General features: G+C 31.6%; 22 protein-coding genes. 11 read left to right on the forward strand and 11 right to left on the reverse strand.

The genetic code is table 11. The features are described 5' to 3' along the window. Positions 1-7: 7 nt before the first annotated feature. Positions 8-3,022, reverse strand: coding sequence for a tetratricopeptide repeat protein (locus CLU82_RS03740; RefSeq protein WP_100841829.1), 3,015 nt, complete (start codon positions 3,020-3,022; stop codon positions 8-10). 214 nt (positions 3,023-3,236) lie between these two features. Between CLU82_RS03740 and CLU82_RS03745 the strand changes: the two genes are divergently transcribed. Continuing rightward, on the forward strand, positions 3,237-3,920 hold the full coding sequence (locus CLU82_RS03745) for a cell division ATP-binding protein FtsE (protein WP_100841830.1): 684 nt from the start codon (positions 3,237-3,239) through the stop codon (positions 3,918-3,920). Then, positions 3,920-4,822, forward strand: coding sequence for a glycosyltransferase (locus CLU82_RS03750; protein ID WP_100841831.1), 903 nt, complete (start codon positions 3,920-3,922; stop codon positions 4,820-4,822). Before CLU82_RS03745 ends, CLU82_RS03750 begins: the two co-directional genes overlap by 1 nt. Here the strand turns inward: CLU82_RS03750 and CLU82_RS03755 are convergent. The 3 genes from CLU82_RS03755 to CLU82_RS03765 are packed head-to-tail and all read right to left on the reverse strand — an operon-like array spanning position 4,819 to position 7,413. After that, complete coding sequence (locus CLU82_RS03755; protein WP_100841832.1) at positions 4,819-5,907, reverse strand: glycosyltransferase family 4 protein; 1,089 nt, start codon at positions 5,905-5,907, stop codon at positions 4,819-4,821. The two genes, CLU82_RS03750 and CLU82_RS03755, sit on opposite strands and share 4 nt — an antisense overlap. After that, on the reverse strand, positions 5,904-6,302 hold the full coding sequence (locus CLU82_RS03760) for an FdtA/QdtA family cupin domain-containing protein (protein WP_369828978.1): 399 nt from the start codon (positions 6,300-6,302) through the stop codon (positions 5,904-5,906). Before CLU82_RS03760 ends, CLU82_RS03755 begins: the two co-directional genes overlap by 4 nt. Continuing rightward, positions 6,295-7,413, reverse strand: a complete 1,119-nt coding sequence (locus CLU82_RS03765) for a glycosyltransferase (protein ID WP_100841834.1) — start codon at positions 7,411-7,413, stop codon at positions 6,295-6,297. The genes CLU82_RS03760 and CLU82_RS03765 overlap by 8 nt, the downstream gene beginning before the upstream one ends. 36 nt (positions 7,414-7,449) lie before the next feature. On the opposite strand from CLU82_RS03765, the gene CLU82_RS03770 reads away from it, so the two are divergent. After that, the gene (locus CLU82_RS03770; RefSeq protein ID WP_100841835.1) at positions 7,450-8,586 is read left to right on the forward strand and encodes a glycosyltransferase; all 1,137 of its coding nucleotides are present in this window, start codon (positions 7,450-7,452) and stop codon (positions 8,584-8,586) included. 25 nt (positions 8,587-8,611) lie between these two features. Here the strand turns inward: CLU82_RS03770 and CLU82_RS03775 are convergent, their stop codons facing one another. The 5 genes from CLU82_RS03775 to CLU82_RS03795 form a co-directional block, all read right to left on the reverse strand. Further along, positions 8,612-10,048 (reverse strand): DUF6056 family protein, encoded by a 1,437-nt coding sequence (locus tag CLU82_RS03775; RefSeq protein ID WP_100841836.1) that lies wholly within the window; start codon positions 10,046-10,048, stop codon positions 8,612-8,614. Positions 10,049-10,204: 156 nt separating this feature from the next. Beyond that, the gene (locus tag CLU82_RS03780) at positions 10,205-11,479 is read right to left on the reverse strand and encodes an O-antigen translocase (protein ID WP_232735203.1); all 1,275 of its coding nucleotides are present in this window, start codon (positions 11,477-11,479) and stop codon (positions 10,205-10,207) included. 1 nt (position 11,480) lies between these two features. Then, the gene (locus CLU82_RS03785; RefSeq protein ID WP_100841837.1) at positions 11,481-12,617 is read right to left on the reverse strand and encodes a DegT/DnrJ/EryC1/StrS aminotransferase family protein; all 1,137 of its coding nucleotides are present in this window, start codon (positions 12,615-12,617) and stop codon (positions 11,481-11,483) included. After that, positions 12,614-13,591 (reverse strand): GNAT family N-acetyltransferase, encoded by a 978-nt coding sequence (locus CLU82_RS03790; RefSeq protein ID WP_100841838.1) that lies wholly within the window; start codon positions 13,589-13,591, stop codon positions 12,614-12,616. Before CLU82_RS03790 ends, CLU82_RS03785 begins: the two co-directional genes overlap by 4 nt. Before the next feature lie 312 nt (positions 13,592-13,903). Beyond that, entirely contained in the window at positions 13,904-14,509 is a 606-nt protein-coding gene (locus CLU82_RS03795) for a trimeric intracellular cation channel family protein (protein ID WP_100841839.1), read from the reverse strand. 663 nt (positions 14,510-15,172) lie between these two features. On the opposite strand from CLU82_RS03795, the gene CLU82_RS03800 reads away from it, so the two are divergent. The 5 genes from CLU82_RS03800 to nudK all read left to right on the forward strand — a co-directional run bounded on the left by CLU82_RS03800 (position 15,173) and on the right by nudK (position 21,100). Then, positions 15,173-15,958: an RNA methyltransferase gene (locus CLU82_RS03800; RefSeq protein WP_100841840.1), complete on the forward strand. Its 786-nt coding sequence runs from the start codon at positions 15,173-15,175 to the stop codon at positions 15,956-15,958. 149 nt (positions 15,959-16,107) lie between these two features. Beyond that, on the forward strand, positions 16,108-18,327 hold the full coding sequence (locus CLU82_RS03805; protein ID WP_100841841.1) for a bifunctional (p)ppGpp synthetase/guanosine-3',5'-bis(diphosphate) 3'-pyrophosphohydrolase: 2,220 nt from the start codon (positions 16,108-16,110) through the stop codon (positions 18,325-18,327). Between the two features lie 332 nt (positions 18,328-18,659). Next, complete coding sequence (locus tag CLU82_RS03810; RefSeq protein ID WP_100841842.1) at positions 18,660-19,166, forward strand: Fur family transcriptional regulator; 507 nt, start codon at positions 18,660-18,662, stop codon at positions 19,164-19,166. Positions 19,167-19,184: 18 nt separating this feature from the next. Beyond that, positions 19,185-20,456, forward strand: coding sequence for an adenylosuccinate synthase (locus tag CLU82_RS03815; RefSeq protein WP_100841843.1), 1,272 nt, complete (start codon positions 19,185-19,187; stop codon positions 20,454-20,456). Between the two features lie 59 nt (positions 20,457-20,515). Further along, positions 20,516-21,100 (forward strand): GDP-mannose pyrophosphatase NudK, encoded by a 585-nt coding sequence (gene nudK / locus CLU82_RS03820; RefSeq protein WP_100841844.1) that lies wholly within the window; start codon positions 20,516-20,518, stop codon positions 21,098-21,100. A 29-nt stretch (positions 21,101-21,129) separates the two neighbouring features. Here nudK and CLU82_RS03825 read toward each other — a convergent pair whose 3' ends face one another. After that, positions 21,130-22,041, reverse strand: coding sequence for an AEC family transporter (locus CLU82_RS03825; protein WP_100841845.1), 912 nt, complete (start codon positions 22,039-22,041; stop codon positions 21,130-21,132). A gap of 152 nt (positions 22,042-22,193) precedes the next feature. Here CLU82_RS03825 and CLU82_RS03830 point away from each other — a divergent pair, with 152 nt between their 5' ends. The 3 genes from CLU82_RS03830 (at position 22,194) to meaB (ending at position 24,489) form a co-directional block, all read left to right on the forward strand. Beyond that, positions 22,194-22,601 carry an Rrf2 family transcriptional regulator gene (locus CLU82_RS03830; RefSeq protein WP_100841846.1) on the forward strand — a complete coding sequence of 136 codons (408 nt, stop codon included), beginning with the start codon at positions 22,194-22,196 and terminating at the stop codon, positions 22,599-22,601. Positions 22,602-22,658: 57 nt separating this feature from the next. Beyond that, positions 22,659-23,300, forward strand: coding sequence for an NAD(P)-dependent oxidoreductase (locus tag CLU82_RS03835; RefSeq protein WP_100841847.1), 642 nt, complete (start codon positions 22,659-22,661; stop codon positions 23,298-23,300). A 100-nt stretch (positions 23,301-23,400) separates the two neighbouring features. Continuing rightward, positions 23,401-24,489 carry a methylmalonyl Co-A mutase-associated GTPase MeaB gene (meaB, locus tag CLU82_RS03840; protein ID WP_232735204.1) on the forward strand — a complete coding sequence of 363 codons (1,089 nt, stop codon included), beginning with the start codon at positions 23,401-23,403 and terminating at the stop codon, positions 24,487-24,489. A 98-nt stretch (positions 24,490-24,587) separates the two neighbouring features. On the opposite strand, the gene CLU82_RS03845 is transcribed toward meaB, so the two are convergent. Then, positions 24,588-24,815, reverse strand: a complete 228-nt coding sequence (locus tag CLU82_RS03845) for a hypothetical protein (RefSeq protein WP_100841849.1) — start codon at positions 24,813-24,815, stop codon at positions 24,588-24,590. Between the last annotated feature and the right edge of the window lie 198 nt (positions 24,816-25,013).

A 25,013-nucleotide genomic window follows, 5' to 3' on the forward strand; every position in this document is an offset into this window, starting at 1 on the left:
GTTCTTTTTATTTAGTTATTGATGAATTTGTTTTAGACTCTTCTGCTTTTATTTTACTCAATTCTGTTTTTGCTTCTTCAACCACATCTGAATAATCTGTGAAATTTTCGATTACATTATCCAAAACATACGTAGCCTGATAACTATCTTTTAAACCATAATAATTTTTTGCCATTAAAACCAAACCTTTGGCTCCATAATAACGATAACTCGAATAATTTTTAGCTAATTTTTGAATGGCAGTATTCGAAATTTCGAATTTCCCATCTTTGTTTTTAAAATAAGCATCATAATACAAAGCTTCGGCCGCCAGTTCTCCTTTACTAACCGTTAGTAATTTGGCATAAGCAACTTTGGCTTTAGCTTCATCACCAGTTTGCATTGCTGAACGAGCCACAATTATTTGAGCATCACTTTTTACATTTTCTTCGGTTTTTGGATTCGCCAATACCTTATCTGCATATACTACAGAATTTGAATAATCCTTTGTTTCATAATAGCCTTTCATCAAATTTGCTTGCGCAAAAGTTTTATTCTGAGCAAAATCGGCTTCATTTTCTAAACGGACTAAAATAGGAATAGCTTTACCCGAATTTTTCTCTTTCAAAAATATTTGAGCCAATCGAACTAAAGATTGCTCGGTATATTCGCAACGAGGCTGAGCGATCACGTACTCATAATGAGGAACCGATTTACTTTCAGAACCTTCAGCATAATACAATTGTGCTAGTTGAAAATTGGCTTGTAAAATATGTACTCCATTAGGAAACTTAGCCACATAATTACTGTAACCTGAAATAGCTTGTTTGTTGTTACCTTGTCCCAATTGTTTTTCCGAAGCTTCAAAACTGTCGTTATCCAATTCCAAATCAGTAACTGCTACAAAATCCAATGTGCGCACCCAAGAAGCATATTCATCAACTTTTCCATTATCAACATAAATTAATCTAGCCGTAGAAACTGCTTCGTAAGCTTCTGGAGTTTTAGGAAATTCGGAAGTCACTTTTTTAAATTTAGCAATCGCCAAATCATCCTTATCCGAATTATAATAAATCAATCCCTGACGCAAAATAGATTTTGAAGTATAAGAACTGCTTTTATAATTTGCAATTAATTTATCATAAGCCTTTATAGCCAAGTCTTGCTTATTCTCAGCCACATAAGTATTTCCTAGTTCAAACAAAGCATCATCCTGATAATCTGATTTTGGATATAATGTTAAAAATGCATTTAGTTCTTCCAATTTCTTACTGTTTTTAGAAAGAAATCCATAGCAAAGTGCTTTTTGAAAATAAGCATAATCAGCATCTACACTTTTGGATTCGATTACCTTAATATAAGCGTCCAATGCTACTTGATATTTGGTCGTTACGAATCGGCAATCGGCCAATCTCAAATAAGAATCATTTAGACGAAATTTATCTGCTTTATTACTTTCAATTTGCTTTTGAAAATAATCTCCAGCTGAATCATACTCTTTCAATTTAAAATTAGCATAAGCCATATTGTAATTGATGTTTTTGTATTCTGCAGTTTCTTTGGCTTTTGCCAAATCTAAAAACTGCTGATAACTTGATAAAGCTTCTTTGAAATTTTCTAAATTATATTCGGATTCAGCTTTCCAAAAAGCAGAACGAGCTGTAATTAAAGGATCTTTCTGTTCTTTTAATCCTTTTTCAAACATAGACAAAGACCCAAAATAATCTCCGTTAGTGTACAATTCCAATCCTCTGTAAAAAACTACTTTTTGATATACTTCTCTGTTTTCTGATGATTTATTTTTTTCTAATAAAACCAATGCTTCCTTGTAATTCTTAGATGAAACATAAGAATCTATCAACAATTTTTCTATCAAACCATTATTTGCATTGGTTGGATATTTAGTCATAAAACCTAACAAAACTTCGGGAACACTTTGGTATGAATTCCCAATTTCATAACTCAATTTGGCATAATTAAAACTAGCATCTTCTTGCAGTTTTAAATTAAAATTCATTTCAGAAGCATTCTTAAATGCATTCAAAGCTTGTTGCTTTTTCCCAGATTCCAAATAACTTTCTCCTAAATGATAATATGCATTTTGAGCTATGAAATCATTCCCATCAATAATTTTATTGAATTGCGAAATGGCATTTTCATAATCCTTTTGTACATAATACGCGTAACCTAATTGATAAAAATCGGTATTATTCCATTTTCCTTTTTTGCCTTTATACCCAACCAAATAAGGAATTGCTTTATCGTATTGTTTCAGATTAAAATAGCTTTCACCAATAATTTTATTCAATTCAGATTTTTCCTCAGGAGTAGAATTCGGCATTGCTTTAATTCCTAAATCAATGGCTTTTTGAAAATCCCCAGATTTGAAACTCATATCCGATTTGTAGTATGACAACTTCTCAGCATACTTTTCATTACTGGAAACTTGATCAAATTGCTTATTAGCTTCAACATAATCATTGGATTCATACGCCATGAAACCCATATAATATTTACTTTGTGTACCATATTCATCAGAACTGGTTACTCTGCTAAAATAACTTTTGGCTTTTTTTGAATTTTTAGCATCAAAATAAGTATAGCCTTTTTCAAAATTAAACTTGTTGTGTTCGCTGTCTTTCAATACACTTTCATCTACTCTTTCGAACCAATGCATCGCTTCTTTATATTCGCGATGATCGAAATAATAATACGCAACATCTATAAAAGCCTGATTTTGTTTACGGCTTGCCGGATATTCTTCTACAAAACGATTAATAAGATCCTCAGCATTATCCTGATCGGTACGAATTGCACAATTGGCAATATAATAAGCACAATCTGACTCTAAACCTTCGGTAGTTGCCTTCTCTTTTACCTGTTTAAAAATAATTTGTGCCGATGCATATTGTTTGTCCTCATATAAAGAAACTGCTTTATCGAAGTCTTTTAATGGGTACGTATAAATTGTTGATTCTTGAGAAAACAGGGAGGTTATTTGAACAAAAAAAAGGAATAAAAAAAGCCTGATATGTTTACGCATTGTTGTTTTTATTTAGTCAATCAAAGATATTTATTATGTTTCTATAACGAAAGGCTGATTGCTTTTATTATAAACTATTTTTAAACAGATCCCACAATAAGTCCTTCTAATGTGAATAGAAATGGGTTACGCTAATTAGAATTTGGATTTTATCTTTTGTTATTTGTTATTTGGATTTTATCTTTTTACTTTTACCCAATAAACAAATTCTATTATGTCACAATCTGTACTGTCTTTAAAAAACGTAAACATATATCAAGAAGGAAAAGCTATTTTATCTGATGTTAATTTAGAAGTCAATCATGGCGAATTTATCTACATCATTGGCAAAACTGGTTCTGGAAAAAGTAGTTTATTAAAAACATTATATGCTGATTTGCCATTATTGGAAGGCGAAGGCAAAATAGTCGAATTTGACTTAGCCACTTTAAAAGAAGACGATATTCCGTTTTTGAGAAGAAAAATTGGCATCGTTTTTCAGGATTTCAAATTATTACCAGATCGTACAGTAAAAGACAATATGCTTTTTGTTTTGAAAGCAACTGGTTGGAAAGATCCTGCCGAAATGGATGCCAAAATCGAAGAAGTGTTATCTAAAGTAAACATGGAAGGTTTTGCGAATAAAATGCCGCACCAACTTTCTGGAGGTGAGCAGCAAAGTATCGCGATAGCAAGAGCTTTATTGAATGATCCTGAATTTATCCTTGCCGATGAACCGACAGGAAATCTTGACCCACAAACTAGCGCCGAAGTACTTGAAGTTTTAAGACAAATCAATGCTTTAGGTAAAACCGTAATCATGGCAACCCATGACTATGCGCTATTAATGAAATTCCCAAACAAAACCTTAAAATGTGAGGATGCAACTATTTTTGAAGTAGTTCAAAGAACAGTGTAATGCTTTCTATTCTTATTCCGATTTATAATTACAATGCTTTTCCATTAGTTTTGGAATTACAAAAGCAATGTTTAGAATGTAATTTGGAGTTTGAAATAATTTGCCAAAATGATGCTTCAAATGTTTTTTTAATTGAAAACAACGAAATAAACATTTTAGAAAATTGTCATTTTTCCTCTAATGAAACCAATTTAGGAAGAGGAAGAAACATCAATAAAATGGCAAGCAAAGCAAACTATGACTGGTTGCTTTTTTTAGATTGTGATACTTTTCCTCAAAGTTCGGATTTTATAAAAAATTATCTTTTAGAGATTCAGAAAAAAGACAATCCGATTATTTTCGGAGGAATACTTTACGATCAAAAAAAACCAGAAAAAAATCAACAATTACGATGGGTTTACGGCCATAAAAGAGAATCACTTTCGGTAGAAAAAAGAAAAGAAAAACCTAACAACAGAGCCTTAACTTCTAATTTATTACTGGAAAAGAAACTTTTTTCACAATATCCTTTTGATGAAAACTTAACAAAATATGGGTACGAAGATTTATATTTTATGATGATTTTAGAAGAAAATAAAATCAAAGTAACTCATATTGAAAACCCAACTTTTCATTTGAATTTAGAGACTTCTATTTTGTTCTTAAATAAGACAAAAATCGCTTTAGAAAACTTACTTTTTATTTTTAATTCTAAAAAAATAGATTCAAAAGACAGTAAAATTATTTCTACTTATTCTTCACTGAAAAAACTAAGACTTACATCATTTACAGTTTATTTATTTAATTTATTTGAAAATAAAATTTCTACCCAATTAATTTCAAACAATCCATCATTGCTATTATTTGATTTATATAAACTAGGCTATTTTTGTAAATTACAATCTAACAATAATAGTATTTAGAGCAAACTTTCAAAAAGGTCTTGCCATTTTTTCATGATTATTTCCAAATCATAAACGGCAACACTTTCTAATGCATTTTTCCCCATTTGAAATCTCATATTTTCATCTTCAATAAGTAATTCCAGCTTTTGAATAAAAGAGTCTAAATCTCCGTCTTCTATCAAAAAACCATTTGTCCCCCGCTCTATAATTGCTCTGGGACCAGAAGGACAATCATAAGCAACACAAGGCACGCCTGAAACCATTGCTTCAAGCAATACCATGGGAAACGCTTCCGAACGAGAAGTCATTAAAAAAACAGAAGATTGATTGTAACTGCTTTGGAGATCTTTGGTTGGAAGAATAAAATTCACATTATTTGAAATCTTCAAAGAATCAGCCATTTTTTGATATTCCGAATTAGTATCCCATTGACCATAAATATCAAGTATCCAATCAGAATGTTTTTCAATTATCTTACTCCATATCAATAACAATCTATCTAATCCTTTTATATAAGGGTTCATGCAAACAGCCATAGCTTTTTTATTGACTAAATTCGCTTTTTCTATAACCTTAAAGCTTACAGGATTTGGAATAACGATACTGTTTTTGGCATCCCATTCCTTCCTCCCTTCATCAGTTACTGACACAAAATAATCAAATTTTTTTATTGTCTTCTGTTTAAAAAACTGAACTAATTTAGACCTAAACTTAGTGTAGAAACTTTTATTTTTTACTTTTTCAAACGAAGCAGAAAAATGGGTTTCAAAAATTAAAGGGATATCCGTTTTTACAAACCAAGGAATAAATAACCACAACACAGCATCGCAGACTACTATTACATCAGGTTTTTCATTGAGAATTGCTTTTTTTATAAAAAGAATATAGCCTCTTAAAAACAAAAAAGCTCTTTTTGTTTTTTTTATATTATACCATTTTATCTCAGAGTTAAAATTGTAAAAATGATTAGAAAAACCATCATTTACAGACAGAACAACAACTTCATAATTCAAACTCGATACAAAGTAATTCATCTTTAATGAAAGAACTCTAGAAATTCCTCCAGAGTCCGTTATATCAGGAGTTATATAAAGAGTTTTCATTTTTTTGATTCCAAAAATTTATCAAATTTCCGAATATAATCTCCTTCATCAAAGACATCAGATGCCAAAACAAGACAAACTGCTCCCGAAGAAAAATTTTCCAGTTCACGCCAAAAACCAGCAGGAATTAGCAATCCTATATTGGGTTTATTCAAGAGATAACTTTTTTTAGCTTTACCATCATTAATTGTAACTTCAAAACTTCCGCTTAAAGCAATCAGCACTTCCTGTTGTTCAATATGAGAATGTCCACCACGAAAAGCACTACTTGGCACATCAAAAAGATAATAAACCCGTTTGAAATCAAATGGCAGGAAACCGCTTTCTATAACACCTAAATTCCCTCGCACATCATCAATTACTGGGATTTCAAGCAATTGTATTTCTTTAATCATTTCCATTCTTCTTTTTACCAATTTGCATCAAATCTAGCCATTGTTCTCCAATTTTATCTAAAGAAAAATGCTGAATACTTTCTAATGTGTGTTTTTTGCAAAAAAGATACAAATCTTTATCATCAATCAATAAATTCATTGCTTCGGTTAATTTTTCAAGGTTTTGATTTTCAACCAAAACACCATTTACTTTGTCTATAATCATTTCTCCCGGACCTGTTTTACAATCAAAAGCTACAACAGGGGTTTGACATGCCAATGCTTCAAGAATCACATTCGGAAATCCTTCGTTTAAACTACTCAAAACCATAAAAAGAGCCTTTTTTAAATATTTAAATGGATTTTCCTGAAAACCTAAAAAATGTACATATTCAAATATGTTATTGTCTTTTGCTATTTTTTCTAAAATTTCTTTATTTCCATTTCCTAAAATAATAAGATGGATTTCTTTTTTGGGTAAAATAGAATTTGCATAACTCAAAATCAATTTATCAAACTGTTTTATGGAATTTTCGTATTGTCCAATGGCAATTATATACTCAAAATCAATAGTAATTGTTTCATTGCTTCGTTCCTTTACTTCTTCTAGATTAATTGGATTAGGAATTGTTCTTATATTTTTGAATTGATATTTCTTCTTAATTAATTCTTCAATTTCTTTTACAATAGTTAACGTTGCATAACTTTTGTTATAAATTAGACTGGCCAGCCAAGCATTTTTTGGTATATAATAATCGATTAAAAAACTATGTATCGTAAAAATTGTTTTGGCTTTATAAATAAATCGAGCAATAATCAATTCCTGAATAGCCTTTCTTCTTGGGCGAAAATCAATAATAAAATCAAATTTGTTTTCACTTAAGTATTTCCTTAAAAAAAGAAAACGCTTCAATTTGTTACCAAATCCATTCGAATTGTTTTTAAGCAGGCCCAAATTAACAAGTTTCCCAGAATAGGAATACCCTACACTATCCAAAACAATAATATTATGAATTTCAATTCCTTGTTTTTCAAAAAAAAGAGACAAGTTTGCCATTACTTTATCACCCCCGCCTTCGCTCAACCGATACCCAACCAAAGCTATTTTATATTTTTTTTCGGGTAATATCATTTTCAATTTATTATTTTCGTTTCAAATATAACACTAATGCGAATTTTACTTATTGGCGAATACAGTCTTTTGCACAATTCTTTGAAAGAAGGATTGACTGAACTTGGTCATGAAGTAATTTTAGTAGCCAATAGAGATGGTTTTAAAGAATATGCAACTGATTATAACTTTGAAGCCAAGTGGTTATCCAACAAATTATTTACCATTCCCAGAAAAGCAATTTACCGTATTTTCAATCTTGATTTTGCTAGTTTAGAAACGGGTATTCGTTTTTATTTTTTTCTTCCAAAATTAAAAAACTTTGATGTTGTACAATTCGTCAATGAAGCTTCTATAAAAACTTCCAAAAAGTTTGAACTTTTCCTGATGAAGAAAATATATAAAACAAACAAAAAGCTTTATATGTTATCTACCGGAATTGACTATTCTACTTTAAAGTTTTATGTTGAAAATAAATCTAAAAAATCGATACTCCAACCTTTTTTTCAAAATCCAAAACAAGGTAAAGAATTTAAAGCTTTTTTTGACTATTTTGATAAAAATCATATCAAAATACATCAATTCATAAAAGAAAAATTCAACGGAATCATTGCTTCCGATTTTGATTATGTAGAAGCAAACAAAACTAATTCCAATTATTCGGGATTTATTCCTTGCCCTGTAAATACCAAAAAATTAATTTTTAACGAACTAGCAATAAACGACAAAGTTGTTATTTTTCTTGGCATTAGCAAATGGAGTTATCATCAAAAAGGAATTGCCTTTTTTGAACAGGCTCTTGAAATTATTAAAGAAAAATATAACAACAAAGTCGAAATCATCATTGTTAATACAGTTCCATATCCTATTTATATTGAACTCTACAATAAAGCTCATATTTTATTAGACCAATTATATTGTTGTGACCAAGGTTATAATGCCCTTGAAGCTATGGCAAAAGGAAAAGTTGTTTTCACAGGAGCCGAAAATGAATTTACAGAACATTACAACATCACCGAAAGAGTGTGCATCAATGCCACACCAGATGTAGCTTATTTGGTAAAAGAGCTGTCTTTTTTAATCGAAAATCCTGAAGAAATTATTGCAATTGGAAAAAGGGCAAGAACCTTTATAGAAAAGGAACATGATTATATAAAAATCGCAAAAAAATATCTGGAGATTTGGAAGTCATAATAAACCCTTTTTAAATCAGTTATTCTTATTCAGAAACTGATTTATTTACAGGGATAATTACTATCGTTTTCTTATAATATTTTGATAGCTCAATATTTTTCCAATTGTTTTTATCGGTCGTTAGCCCCATGACTTCAGAATTATAAATTGTTTTTGGGCAATTTAGTAACATTGGAACTTGGACGAAAATTTCTTTTGATGATTCAATAATTCGGTTTCTTACACTCAATTCTTTATCATATTTATATGCCTTACCTGAAAGCAAATCAAAATAAGCTTCGGAAATAGGTGTTTCGGAAAAGGTAAGTAGCACTAAAATCATTCCTAAAAAAAGATGCTCTTTTTTATTTATTTCTTTTACAAAATCAAATTTATCCTTATAAAATAGGACAGAACAACATACAAAATACAACATGAATAATAAAAAAAAGAAAAAAACTGAATTTAAAGCTCTATCAGGTAAAACATAATTCTTTATCCAAAATCCGATAAAAAAGCAAGAAAAAATCAAGATAGAGATAATCACAAAACACAATATTGGGTGAATAAAAAAACGATTATTTAATCTATTAGAAATTTCATATACTTTGTTTTTAAATAAATAAGCGGTCAACAAAATAATTGGCATCCATTTGATGAAATATTTTCCTAAATAAAAAAATGATTTGACAATTGAAAGCAAAAGATTATGACTTTTTAGAACTTCTCCCTCTCTAAGTATTCTGGCATCATTTCCAGGAGCAAAAATTACAATTATTGAAAAACTGACAATAATAAAAACTAAAAATATTTCAATAAAATCAATTTTTGGTAAATAATAAAACTTGATTAACACATAGAAAATGCTTGAAAATAATAGTAGTAACATTAATATCTCATTCGAACCGATTGAAGCAATAACAGCTACTATTGCCAAAAAGAGAAATCTTAGCTTTTTACTTTTTTTATATTTAATGAAAGAAGATACAAATACCAAAAACAACACAATTCCAAACTGATAACAAATAGAACTAGAATACCAGAAAAAAGCTTGACAGCAATCTGGAATTTGAAACAAAAATAGAAACACAAAAAAACTTACAATTGACAAAACGGTTACATTGTTTTCTTGCGAAAAAATCAGTTTAAAAAACCAAAACAATACAAAAATAAAGAGACTAATTATGATAATAGGATAAAATCTAAAAACAGAAAATTTAATAAATAGTTCAGGATTTATAGTCATAAACCCAATTGAAAAAAATCGACCAGACCAATTATTATACAATTCAACTTGAGTCTGAATTATTTCTTGAAATGGTCTTTTGAACTCATAATCAAAATCATCTGATCCTGGATTGTTAAAAAATGAAAGCAATAATAAAGGGACTACGGCTAATCCCCCTAAAAGAACAAGAAAATATTTGTTGATTTTTTTAAAAAATTCTGAAAAAATTATCATTGCCAGTTTATCTATTTTCATTTATTTAAATTTATAATAAAGCTACAATATACTATTATTTGGGTCTTTATTTTAACAAAACATCTCCTTCTTCATTTATAAATCCCTCATGTTGATAAGGTACAATAAGATCTATTGCAAAAATTAAACTCATGAATATTATTATTTTTTTTCTTTTTAAAACAAACTCTTTCTAAAATAAACCACCAACACGAGCAAATAGATTAAATTATCCAACACTTGCGCCATTAAAGCACCTTGGATTCCAAAAAAACGAATTAGATAAATACTAGCAACATACAAAACGGCTAGCGATGCTATTTCAGAAATGATAAAAGCTAGGGTTAATCTCTTAGCAAAAAATTGGTAACCCAAAATTAAAAAAGCCACTTTCAAAATATCTCCTAACAATTGCCAAAAGAACATAGAGGCAACAGGAAAAAACTCTTTGGTAAAAAGCAATTCGACTATAAAAAAACGCAATGCATAAACCAGAGAAAGACCGATTATAAACAATGGCAAAATGCTTTTGTAATAGTTCCAAAAAATAGTCTTTGTTTCTGAATTACTTTTGGCACTTGCCAATTTAGGCAAAAAAAACACCGATAAAATAGTGCTTACAAATAACATATAATAGGACGAAATTCGAGTCATTGTTTCCCAATAACCAGCCTGATTGATCCCAACTGTTGCAATGACATTTTTTCGAATGGCTAACAAAACTAATGGGCCTATTACCGATGAGACAAATGCCATGAGCGAATATGAAGACAAATTTTTTATGATTTTAAAATCAAATAAATCTAATTTAATGGCTTCAAAAAATCTGATTTCTCTATTAACAAAATAAAAACTCACCAAGAACAACAAGGATGGAGAAGCTACAATAGCAAGTAAAGCTCCTAGCGTTTGGTAATTCCATATCAGAATCAATGATACCAATAAACTAATAACGTTTCCTAAAATAGTAACCAAAATTACTTTCTTGAACTCTCCCAAACCATTAATAACTGAAATAAAAAAAAGAGAAACAGTATACCAAGGCAAAGCCAATGCTAAAACTTTGAAAACAAACGAATATTCAAAATGAGTCCCAAAGATTTGATTATTCCAATAGGCCGCAAAATAAAACAGAATTCCACTTAAGATAATTGCGATCAACAGTAAACTGATGAAAACAGTCGCTATTATTTTTTGAAGCTTCGATTTGTCATTTTCAGTTTCTGCAACATATTTTACAATTCCGTTTTGAAATCCCAAAGTTGAAATACTTTCCAATGAAGTCATAAAATTTCGCAAATTTCCAACCAAAGCCATTCCACTTGGACCAACAAAAACAGCCAATAATTTTGAAGTAACTAAACCTGTTCCTATTTTAAATAATACACTCAAACTGTTTAAAGAAGAAATTTTAAACAATTGGGTTTGCATTGTATTTTTTATAAACTTCAATTTAGTATTTATTTAAAATGGCAACAATATAACTCACTTCATCATCCGTTAAAACAGGACTAATAGGCAAACTCAAAACTTCCTGATGAATCTTTTCGGTTATAGGAAATGACAAATCATTCCAATTAGACAATGCCTTTTGCTGATGTGGTGGAACTGGATAATGAATCATCGTTTCAATTCCATTTTTCAGCAAATAACTTTGTAATTCATCTCTTTTTTCTATTCGAACAACAAACAAATGAGACACATGATCAGATTGCTTCGTTCCTCGCAATGACAATGTTGGCAATATTATTTTATCATTTTTTATTTCAGACAAATATCGTTTTGCAATTATTCTGCGACGTTCATTATCAGAATCTAAATTGGGTAATTTTAGGTTTAAAAACCCTGCTTGCAACTCGTCCAATCTTGAATTTAAACCGATGTAATCATTACGATATTTGGCTTCTGAACCATAATTCCGCATAGCAGAAACAACTTTAGCTAAATCCGAATCATTAGTAACAACTGCTCCACCATCGCCTAAACAACCTAAGTTTTTACCTGGATAAAAGCTATAAGCAACAGCGTTCGAAGAATATCCTAGTTTTTTCAATTCGTAATTCTCAATTCGTAATTCGTAATTCAGTCTCGCACCATGAGATTGTGCAGCATCTTCTATAACCAAAAGATTATTTTGTAATGCTATTTTATTTATTTCATCCATTTCGGCCAATTGCCCGTATAAATGCACCGCCAAAATAGCTTTAGTTCTTGAAGATATTTTCTCTGAAATTAATTCAGGGTCGATATTGTAGGTTTCTAATTTTGGCTCGACTAAAACAGGTACTAAATCAGCATGTAAAATCGCTAAAATACTCGCTATATAAGTATTGGCTGGAACAATTACCTCATCCCCTTTCTGAAGTTTTCCTAACTGAATGTAACCTTTAAAAATTAACACCAAAGCATCTAAACCGTTTCCGACACCGATGCAATGTTTGGCTCCGCAATAATTGGCAAAATTGGTTTCAAATTCTTGAACTTCTTTTCCTAAAATATACCAGCCCGACTCTAAAACCGATTTCAATTTCTGTTGAAAGGCAGTTTCATAAGGTTCGTTTATTTTTTTTAAGTCTAAAAATTTAATCATTTTAATACATTTTCAAGTTTAGAAAAATGAATAGTTTCCACTTCATAAAAATCATGAACAATGGTGTTTGCTCCAAAACTTTCTTTCCAATACGACAATCCATTATTGAGTACTTTTCCTTGATTTTCATTTGATATTCCAAAATCAAAAAACCGTTTATGAGTAAATACAGTATTTATTAAATGATCATACAAAAAATCCAGACTTCCTAGATTTTCATACTCTTCATACTTTGAAATATATTGGCAATGCGCCACATTCTCGGATTCAAAGATGGTGGTTCCTGCCACAATTTTCTCATTGAAGTATACATTAAATTGTCTAATATTTTTATCAAAATGACTTTTTAACAATTGAATTTCATCAAGAGTGTGAACTGGCTCTGCATTGTGCCTTGATTCTAAGTTTGGAATTAAAACCTGATTCCAAAAGGGTTCAAAATTGTTTTCTTCTTTTATAATTAAGCCATTACTTATCCCTTTTTGAATGCCACGTCTTCTGAGTTTTGAAAACTGAAATGGTTTTGACAAATCAATCACTGCCAAGGCATCTCTTCTGATTAATTGGGCTTCCACCAAAAACAGGGCATAGTTCAACTCCTCAGCTGGTTTGTTATGATAGATGGACGGAAGAGTTTTGAGCTGAATTTTGGCAATTTTATTTTCATTGAGATAAAACAAAATCGTTTTGAAAACCTGAATTACCAAAGCTAATTTTAAATTTCCTTTATAAACCAAACCTCCATAAGTCAAGCCCTGATGTGAATAAAGGCTCTCTCCTACTCTATTAGCTGGTAAAAGGGCAATCAACTTTTTGTTTTCAAAAACCATCAGAGAATAATCTTCAAATCGATCTTTGTGGTAATCCATAAAATTACGGTGAAATAAAAACGTAGCATTTTTGGCCTGGCTTACAAAAGTATTCCAACTAGCATAATCATCTTCCTGATATCGTTTTACACTGTAATTCTTCACAATTGAGTATTAAAGACTGGAAAAGTACGCAATTAGGCTAATATTCTAAATAGTAATTGTAAAAAATCATTAATCGTTTCAAATAGATTTTAATAAGATTACAAGCTGAAGAATAAATTAATTTCACACAGATTCTTCAGATTTAAAAAAACGAATGCTAGTTTGAAGTCCTTTGTTTCTTATTTGCCCGCAAGAGGGATAGAAATAAGCTACCGAAGTAGTATGGATAGCCCGACCGCATCCTGATAAAAGGGCGTATTATCACAAAGAGAATAGCCCTTTTATCAGGATGTGGTCTTGCCCATATATACTTTATTTTTCGTGTTCTAAAGGAGCAAGATGCCATTTGTATTTTACAGCTATCAAACGAATTGCAATAATTACTGATGAAGTGGCCAGGTACAAAACATCATTTTCTACATTCATTTTTCGGAGAGTAAAAAATACGATTCCACCAAAGATGCAAATGGTGGCATACACTTCTTTGCGAAAAATCACAGGAATTTCAACGCATAAAATATCACGGATAACTCCTCCAAAACAGGCTGTCATGGTTCCCAGGGAGATGCAAATAACTGGGTGAAGATGGTAATCAATTCCTTTCTGAATTCCGATTAAAGTAAAAACCCCTAATCCAATGGTATCAAATAAGGCTAATGAGGTGCGGAGTTTATCTAGTTTTTTTCGAAATATAATAGCCAAAACAAACCCCCAAACAATAACATATACATAGGTAGGGTCTTGCATCCATCCTACTGGAGTGCGGCCAATCATAACATCACGTAGGGTCCCTCCACCTACAGCAGTTACAAATGCAATGATGAAAACACCAAAAGGGTCTAACTTTTTGCTCATCGCTGTAAGTGCACCAGACATTGCAAATGCCATGGTTCCGATAATGTCGAGTAAGTGAAACATACTGTAAATGTATTTTTTTGATTGCAGAGTTTGAACTCGACAGATTACAAAATTAAATAAAAAACCACTTATTAGTACTTATTTAATCTTCTCCAGAATATTTGATTTTAACTTTTACCGCAATCACAAAACAGACTGCTCTTTCAATATCACAGATTCTGCTTATCATTATATAAAAAGTATAATTCATTTATACAAAAAGTATAATTCATTTATACGAAAAGTATAATTTATTTATACGAAAAGTATAATTCATTTATACAAAAAGTATAATTTATTTATACAAAAAGTATAATTCATTTATACAAAAAGTATAATTTATTTATACAAAAAGTATAATTCATTTATACGAAAAGTATAATTCATTTATATAAAAAGTATAATTGAACTATATAAAAAGGAAAAATGGCTACCGCAAATTCCCATCAACAAATTTGTGCAATTTGGGTTTAAACACTTTTAGAATGTATTTAAAGTGGATAATTTCAAATCAACTGAGACCAATAAATTTAAAATTTGTAGAAATCTGTGAAATCTGTGGCAAAATGAAACTTCTTTTTAAATATTTTGCTTTCAAAATCAGACTTTTGTCTTTCGACTTTTTGGTTTTAGAATTTAAAAAATGGTAGTACCTTAGCGGATTATAACTTAGCATCTATTCCATTGAAACAAATCGTCAGCCTTCAAAATCCTTTTATCAAATCTTTGGTTCTTTTACAGGAAAAAGCAAAAGCAAGAAAACAATCTGGAACTTTTTTAATAGAAGGAAAAAGAGAAATTTCGATTGCCTTGAAAGGCGGTTATGAAATGGAAACGATTTTATTTGTTCCCGAAATTTGTTCGGAAAACGAAGCACAGAAACTAGCCGGATCATCTGAATTGATAGAGATTTCAAAAGATATTTATCAAAAACTCGCTTACAGAGACACGACAGAAGGTATTTTGGCAATAGCCAAAACCAAATCGACACTATTATCTGACTTACAATTATCTAAAAATCCACTCATTCTAATTGCCGAAGCCCCTGAGAAACCAGGAAATATTGGTGCTTTATTGCGTACTGCCGATGCAGCTCGTCTTGATGCGGTAATTATCGCCAATCCAAAAAGTGATTTATACAACCCAAATGTGGTAAGATCAAGTGTGGGCTGTTTGTTTACTAATCAAATTGCTACAGGAACGACTTCCGAAATCATTGCTTTTCTAAAGGAGCGAAACATCAATTTTTATAGCGCTACTTTGCAAAATTCGACTTCGTATCATACTCAGGATTATACTTCGCCAACTGCACTGGTTGTAGGTACAGAAGCCACGGGATTGACTCAGGAATGGCGGGATGCTGCTACTCAAAATATCATTATCCCGATGCAAGGCGAAATTGATAGTATGAATGTTTCGGTTGCTGCTGCTATTTTAATATTTGAAGCTAAAAGACAGAGAGGCTTTTAGATTATATTTTAAAGTTTTTTAGTCTAAGCCACTTTAAACTTTAAACCAAAAAAACTTAGCAACTTAGAAAATTTACAGCTTAGAAACTTAGAAAACTCCTTGTGTATCTCCTAAAAAAATCTTATTTTTAGGAATTGAACCATGTCATTATGATAGAAATCGATATAGAAAAAGAAAACAAAGCAATTGCTCACGAATACAAAGAATTACTTCGTATTAGTTACCAAACCCTAACTACAGAGGACAAAAAACTAATTCGCAAGGCATTTGACGTTGCTGTTGATGCCCATAAAGACCAACGCCGAAAATCTGGTGAAGCCTATATTTTTCATCCTATTGCAGTTGCCAAAATTGTGGCCTCAGACATTGGTTTGGGAGCGACATCAATTGCTGCGGCCTTAATGCACGACGTTGTCGAAGACACTCCAATTACTGTCAAAGACATTGATAAAATGTTTGGTCCAAAAATCGCTCAACTGGTTGAAGGATTAACAAAAATATCATTGGTACAAAAAGATCTAAATGTATCAATGCAGGCAGAAAACTTCCGACGAATGTTGCTAACCCTCAATGATGACGTTAGGGTAATCCTCATAAAAATAGCCGATAGACTGCATAATATGCTCACTATGGACTCTATGGAGGACCACAAGCAAATCAAACTGGCCTCCGAAACTTTATATATTTATGCTCCATTAGCACATCGATTAGGTCTTTATAAAATAAAAAACAAACTAGAAGATTTAGGTTTAAAATATACCGAGCCTGAAAGATATAACAACATTGTCAGCAGAATAAGAGAAACTAAGGAAGAACAAGATCTTTATATCAAAGATATTTCCGAAGTTCTTCAAAAAGCTTTAGACGAAGAGAATATAGATTACATTATCAAAGGCCGACCAAAATCCATTTATTCTATCAATAGAAAAATGCTGGCTCAAAATGTAACTTTTGATGAAGTCTACGATAAATTCGCTTTGCGTATTGTCTATAAATCAAATCCACATGACGAGAAATTCCTGGCATGGAAAATTTACTCTATTGTGACCGATCATTACAGACCCAGCCCAAGCCGATTACGTGACTGGATATCATCTCCAAAATCAACAGGTTACGAAGCCTTGCACATTACCGTAATGGGACCAAAAGGCCGTTGGGTAGAAGTACAGGTTCGTAGCGAGCGTATGGATGAAATTGCCGAAAAAGGATATGCTGCCCACTATAAATACAAAAACGGAGCTACCGAAGAAAACGGTCTGGACGTTTGGTTAAATCTTTTAAAAGAAGCACTGGAAAACTCAGAAACAAGTGCTGTCGATTTCGTAGAAGATTTCAAAATGAACTTGTATTCCAAAGAGATTTATATTTTTACCCCAAAAGGAGAAATCAAATCCCTTCCAAAAGGTGCAACTTCATTAGATTTTGCCTTTAGCATTCACTCCGAAGTTGGAATAAAAACCAGAGGAACCAGAGTCAACGGAAAATTAGTACCCTTAAATTATGAATTAAAAAGCGGTGACCAAGTCGAAATCATCACTTCGGCCAATCAAAAACCAACGATCAACTGGCTGGATTTTGTAACCACATCGAGAGCAAAAAATAAAATTAGAAGTGTACTCAACGAAAATACCAAAAAAATTGCCGAAGACGGAAAAGAACTTCTTACCCGCAAACTAAAACATCTTAAAGTAAATTTAAACGAGCAATCCATCAATGAATTGGTTAACTTTTTTAAATTAAAAACAAGTCTGGATTTATTTTACAGAGTCGGTGTTGGTTCGATCGACAACCAACAACTAAAGGATTATGCTTCACAAAAAAGCAACACCTTAATAAACTTTTTCAAAAACAAAATCAAACGAAATAACAGCACTGCCGATGCTGATATTCACAAGCAAGTCCTTAGTAATAATTACGACATGCTGGTTTTTGGAAAAACTCAAGATAAACTGGATTACAAATTATCGAGCTGCTGCAATCCAATTCCAGGAGATGACGTTTTTGGGTTTGTTACCATAAACGAAGGTATCAAAATACATAAAAAAGACTGCCCAAATGCCATTGCACTACAGTCCAATTATGCATACCGAATCATGCAGGCCAAATGGATAGATTCCACTCAACAAGATTTCAAAGCCACCATAAACATTATGGGAATGGATAGTTTAGGGCTTACAAACGAACTGACAAAAGTGATTTCAAACATCATGAACGTCAACATTCAAAGCATTTCACTCAACGGTGAAGCTGGTATTTTCAAAGGTCAGGTATCTGTTATCGTTCCTAACATCACCATTTTGAAAAAATTAATGGACAACATCAAAAAAATTGATGGAATCGATAAAGTAACACGAGTGTATAAAAACTAAACCAACACAAAATAAACTTTAGCAATAAAAATTGTGATAATCACAACCGAAAACTATAACGAATAATTTCAAAAAACTTTTGGGCATGCCCTCGCTGAGCAAAGGGGCTTACTCATAGCAATCTTTACAAAGCCCCTTTGCTCAACGAGGTCGGGCTATACGCGCTACTTTGGTAGCTTGCTTCTATCCCTCACGCAGTAATCAGGATCTTTAATTTTCATCAGTAAACACATCAATAAAGCTGCTTTAAGCTCTAAAAAATACAACTGCTGATTCATAATTAAAACCCTATTTTTTTATACTTTTAAAATAATAATTTATCTTTGCCAGATATGACACTCATTTCCACAGATAACAACAAAAATCAAGAGATTGTAAAAAACGTTTTTACAATGTATCTTGAAAACAAAGGACATCGCAAAACCCCTGAACGTTATGCTATCCTTCAAGAAATATACGAAAGTGAAGAACATTTTGATATAGAAAACCTATACCTCAAAATGAAAAACAAAAACTACCGTGTCAGTAGGGCAACTCTTTACAATACCATCGAATTATTACTAGACTGTGCTTTAGTCCGTAAACATCAGTTTGGACAAAACCAGGCACATTACGAGAAATCCTATTTCGACAAACAGCACGATCATATCATTATGACCGATACAGGCGAAGTAATTGAATTTTGTGATCCACGAATTCAAACTATCAAAAAAACGATCGAAGAAATTTTTGATATAGAAATCACCAATCATTCCCTATACTTATACGGAAACAGAAAAAAAGAAAAAACAGAAGAAAACACTCTAGAAAATTCGCTGGAGAATACATTAGAAAATTAACTAAAAATAAAATATAGAATGACCGTAGATTTATTATTAGGATTACAATGGGGAGATGAAGGAAAAGGAAAAATTGTTGACGTTCTTACCTCAAATTATGATATAATTGCTCGTTTTCAAGGAGGACCAAATGCAGGACACACTCTAGAATTTGATGGAATTAAACACGTTCTAAGAACTATTCCATCTGGAATTTTTCATAAAACAGCTATCAATATTATTGGAAACGGAGTTGTAATTGACCCAGTTGTATTTCAAAAAGAAATTGAAGGTCTTGAAAAATTTAATATGGATATTAAATCCAAATTAATCATTTCGAGAAAAGCACATTTAATTTTACCAACACACCGTTTATTGGACGCTGCTTCAGAAGCATCTAAAGGTAAAGCTAAAATTGGTTCTACTCTTAAAGGAATTGGACCAACTTACATGGACAAAACAGGTAGAAACGGATTAAGAGTTGGAGATACTGAATTAGAAGATTTCGAAGAAAGATACAGAGCTTTGGCTGACAAGCACGAAGAAATGATTAAATTCTACGATGTTAATATTCAGTACAATTTAGCTGAAATGGAAAAAGAATTCTTCGAATCAATCGAAGTATTAAAATCATTAGACTTTATTGACAGTGAAGAATATTTAAACCAAGCCCAAAGAGCAGGAAAATCAATTCTTTGCGAAGGTGCTCAAGGATCTTTATTAGATGTTGATTTTGGAACGTATCCATTTGTAACTTCATCAAACACAACAGCTGCTGGTGCTTGTACAGGTTTAGGTATTGCTCCAAACAAAATCAAAGAGGTTTACGGAATTTTCAAAGCGTATGTAACTCGTGTTGGAAGCGGACCTTTCCCAACCGAACTTTTTGACGAAGACGGTGCAACTATGGCCAAAGTAGGAAACGAATTTGGATCAGTTACAGGAAGACAAAGACGTTGTGGATGGTTAGACTTAGTAGCTCTAAAATATGCTGTTCAAATCAATGGAGTAACTCAGTTAATGATGATGAAAGGTGATGTACTTTCTGGTTTCGAAACTTTAAAAGTATGTACTGAATACAATTATAAAGGTAAAAACATTTCACATTTTCCATACAACATTGAGCCAGAAAATGTAACTCCAGTATTCAAAGATTTCAAAGGATGGCACCAAGATTTAACAGGAATGACCACTTACGATCAATTACCAATCGAATTAAAAGAATACATTGAATTTATTGAGAAAGAAGTTGAAGTTCCAATAAAAATTGTTTCTGTTGGACCAGATAGAAAACAAACAATTCTTAAATAATACTACTAACGCTCTGAACTATTTCAGAGCGTTTTTTTTACTATATAAAACTGAATCCCATGAACAATCCAAAATATAAAATACAAAAAACAGAATTACTATCTGACAACTGGTACGTCCTGAATAAAGTTACAGTAGATTATCAAAAAAAGGATAATACTTGGGACACACAAGTACGAGAAGTGTATGACAGAGGCAATGGAGCAGCAATACTTTTATACAACGAAAAAAAGGGTACGGTTATACTAACCCGCCAATTTAGACTACCTTCCTATTTAAACGGAAACAAAAGTGGTTTACTGATTGAAGTATGCGCTGGATTACTAGACGAAGACAACCCCGAAGCCTGTATCATCCGTGAAACAGAAGAAGAAACGGGTTATCGCTTGCATTCAGTTAAAAAAGTTTTTGAATCATATATGTCCCCTGGGGCAGTAACCGAAATTCTATACTGCTTCGTAGGAGAATATGATGCCAGTATGAAAGTAAGCTCTGGTGGAGGACTAGAACACGAACATGAAGAAATTGATGTTATCGAAATTCCTTTTGACCAAGCTTATGTTATGATTGAGTCAGGAGAAATAAAAGATGCTAAAACCATTATGCTCTTACAATATGCTAAAATCCATAATTTAGTTTCCTAAAAAGAACCTTAAGTATTTTATTTCCAGAATTAAATAAAACGCATTAAAACAGCCCAAAAAATTAAAGTAATAAACGATAGCGGTATTCCAAAACCAATCATCATACTACTTAATCTAGGTTTTAGCCCATATGTTGAAGACAAAATACACGCAGTAATCATTGGAGCCATCGCCGATTCTAATACAGCAACCTGAATAGCCTTACTGTGCTGATTAAGAACTATTACATATAAAAAAAAGATAATAGCTGGCGTGGCAATCAATTTATAAAACAATCCCAACCCCAGGAATTCCCAATGCATGCTTCTTTTTTCAAAGCGCAATTGCAACCCCACCGAAAGTAAGGCCAAAGGTGTCACTACACTCCCTATTGACTTAAACAACAACTGTCCCCATTCGTAAAAATCAAATTTAAAAACATTCATCAAACAGGCGATGCAGAAAGTAACAAACGGAGGAAAAAAAGCAATCTTTTTAGCAATTTGAAAGCTATTCAAATTCCCTTTAGAATAAGCAGTAGCAACCAAAACCGCTAAAGTGGAAAGCACCACAAAAGATCCTGGTTGATCTACAATTATAGCTGTTTTCATTCCCTCTTCTCCATACAAAGCTTCAATTATTGGAAATCCTAAAAAAGAGGTATTTCCTAAACCCGAGCAAATAATCAAACAGCCTGTAAGTTTTCTTGGCCATCCCTTTTTATTTCCTAAATAATTGAAAAAAAAATATGAAATAATAAACCCAATCCAAGATACTCCAATAGAGAACAACAATTGATTATCCCATTTAATTTTCGGAATATAATATAAGGCTAATGCCGGAAGGCAAATATAAATAACGACCCAATTTAAAATTTTATGCGCATTCTTAGGTATTTGCTTTACATTTTGCAATACAAGACCAAGTAATAAGAAAATAAAAATGAGAATAAAATTGTTCATCGCATAAAATAGATCGCAAAAATACCATTAAAAAACTTTTAACCCAAAAGCTATACAATAAATTAAGAAATGTTAAATCACTGTATTTTTTTTCAAAATAAGCCCGTGAATTCAAAAACAAGTTCTATATTTGCAATAAATTTTATTACAGTATGATTTCAGGTAAATTTGCCATAACAATTCACATTCTAACTCTACTATCAAAGTTCCCAGATGAATTTTTATCATCTGATTTTATAGCAGGAAGTATGAATTTGCATCCTGTTTTGGTTAGAAAAGAAATTTCAAACCTGAAAAAAAATAATATTGTAGAAAGCAAAGAAGGCAAAAACGGAGGTACTCGATTATTAAAATCTGCTTCAAAAATTACTTTAGACTCTATATTTAAAATGACTTTTGATACTGTAACATTGGGTTTTTCTAAAAATGAACCTAATCCAGATTGTCCTGTAGGCAAACAAATAAATAAAAATTTAGAAAATTTATATGAAGAAATTAATCAAACAATAAGCTTGCAATTGAGCAACATTACTTTGGAAGAATTTTCAAATAAATTTTAATTCTATTTTTTTTACCAAAACTGTAACATTTTTTATTACTTTTAAATATATACAATTATGAAAATCGCAATTATTGGAGCCACAGGATTTGTAGGTTCAGCAATTTTAAATGAGTTAATAAGCAGAAACCATGAAATTACTGCAATTGTAAGAACCCCAAAAGAAACATCAGGAGTAAAATGGGTTGCTACTGATATCTTTAATATCGATTCTTTAGTAGAAGCTCTAAAAGGAAACGATGTTGTCATTAACGCTTACAACCCTGGTTGGACAAACCCAAACATTTATAGTGAAGCAATTGCTGGAGCAAAAGCAATTCAGGAAGCTGTTAAAAAATCAGGAGTAAAACGTTTTATAACTATCGGTGGAGCTGGAAGTTTATACATTGCTCCAAACCTACAACTGATTGACACACCAGAATTTCCAAAAGAGTATTTTGAAGGAGCAAATGCTGCAAGACATTATTTGGAAATCATTAAAGAAGAAAAAGACTTAGACTGGGCCTTTTTTAGCCCTGCTATCGAAATGCATCAAGGAATCACAACGGGTCGAACAGGAAAATACAGACTAGGTTTAGAAAATCCAGTTTTTAATAATGATCAACGAAGTATTTTATCTGCAGAAGATTTAGCTGTTGCCATTGCTGATGAAGTGGAAACTCCAAAACATCATCAACAACGTTTTACAGCAGCTTATTAATTTTGTTTTAATTCAAAAAACAAAAACAGTTTCAAAAACAATTGCATTTTTGAAACTGTTTTTGTTTTCACTACTTTTACTTATCAAAAAGAAAAGTATTTTGCCTAACAACAAAAAAAATCCAAGCGCATTAAACGAAAAAGCTGGTATTTCACCACCCGAAATTATCAGTACAAGTGCTTTGCAAAACATTAAGGAGTTTAGAAAGAAACAACCGTCTGCTACAGAATTAATCAAAGGTATTATATCAAAAGATATCACAGCGTTAAGCCGTGCCATAACTTTAATAGAAAGTACAAATACGGCACATTTATCCAAAGCCAATGAAGTTATCCAAGGCTGTTTACCACATGCAAATAAATCAATACGCATAGGTATTACTGGTGTACCCGGAGTTGGAAAAAGCACGTTTATTGAAGCTTTTGGAAAACACTTAACTAGTTTAGGCTACAAAATAGCAGTTCTTGCTGTAGACCCCAGCAGTACTATTTCACACGGAAGTATTTTAGGCGATAAAACCCGAATGGAAGAATTAGTAAAAGATCAAAATGCATTTATTCGCCCATCGGCATCTGGAGAAACTTTAGGAGGTGTGGCTCGAAAAACTCGAGAAACAATTATTCTTTGCGAAGCATGTGGTTTTAATATAATTCTAATTGAAACCGTTGGTGTGGGACAAAGTGAAACTGCAGTCCACGGCATGGTCGATTTCTTTTTGCTTTTAAAAATAGCTGGTGCAGGAGATGAATTACAAGGAATCAAACGAGGGATTATGGAAATGGCAGATGCCATAGTTATAAATAAAGCCGATGGTGATAATATTAAAAAAGCAACCTTAGCAAAAGTCGAATTTAACAGAGCCTTGCATTTATTTCCTTCTAAAAAATCAGGATGGGTTCCGACAACTGCTACTTGTAGTGCCATAACTCATGATGGAATTGAGAATGTCTGGCAAACTATTTCAGATTATCTAGAGTTAGTACATACCAATGATTATTTTGCAGAAAAACGAAAAGAACAAAATCAGTTTTGGATGAAGGAAACCATAAATGAGCAATTAAAAACTCATTTTTACAATCAACCAAATATCATTGAACTATTAGAAACCAATAGAAAAGCGGTACAAGATAATGAGATATCCCCTTTTGTCGCTGCACAACTATTATTAGACCGTTATTTCAAAAAATAAAACTGTATTATAAATAAAAACTGCAAAAGCTGAATTCAACTTTTGCAGTTTTATTAATTGTTTTTTTTTAAACAGAAGCAGTCCTTCTAAAAAAACAATTATTCTTCGTAACGTACTATCTCTCTATCGTAAAACTCATTGGCAAGAACGATAAGCCCTTCCATTTCAGCATTCAATTCAGCTTCGTCAAGATCTTCGGCTTCTTCCATGAATTCTACTTCATCATCTTTCAAATTGATAATAAATCTTGGATAATCCAAGTGAATTATAAATATATCATCTGGAAAATCTGTATTGTCTCCTAATAAGAATTTTGGTAATTCCATGTGTTTTATTTTTTTAATGTAAGAGTGTAAAAATACGTTTTTTATTGAAATACCCTTTTTAAAAAAGGTCTTAAAAAATTAAAATTATCATTTCGTCCTGATGGAAGTGACATCCTCTTGTGGCGGTGTTCGCCACAAGAGATAAAACGGACAGCAGGTTGAATCTTGTTTTGAAAACGAAAATTACTTGCTCCTAAA

This window comes from Flavobacterium sp. 5 (assembly GCF_002813295.1).
GTDB lineage: Bacteria > Bacteroidota > Bacteroidia > Flavobacteriales > Flavobacteriaceae > Flavobacterium.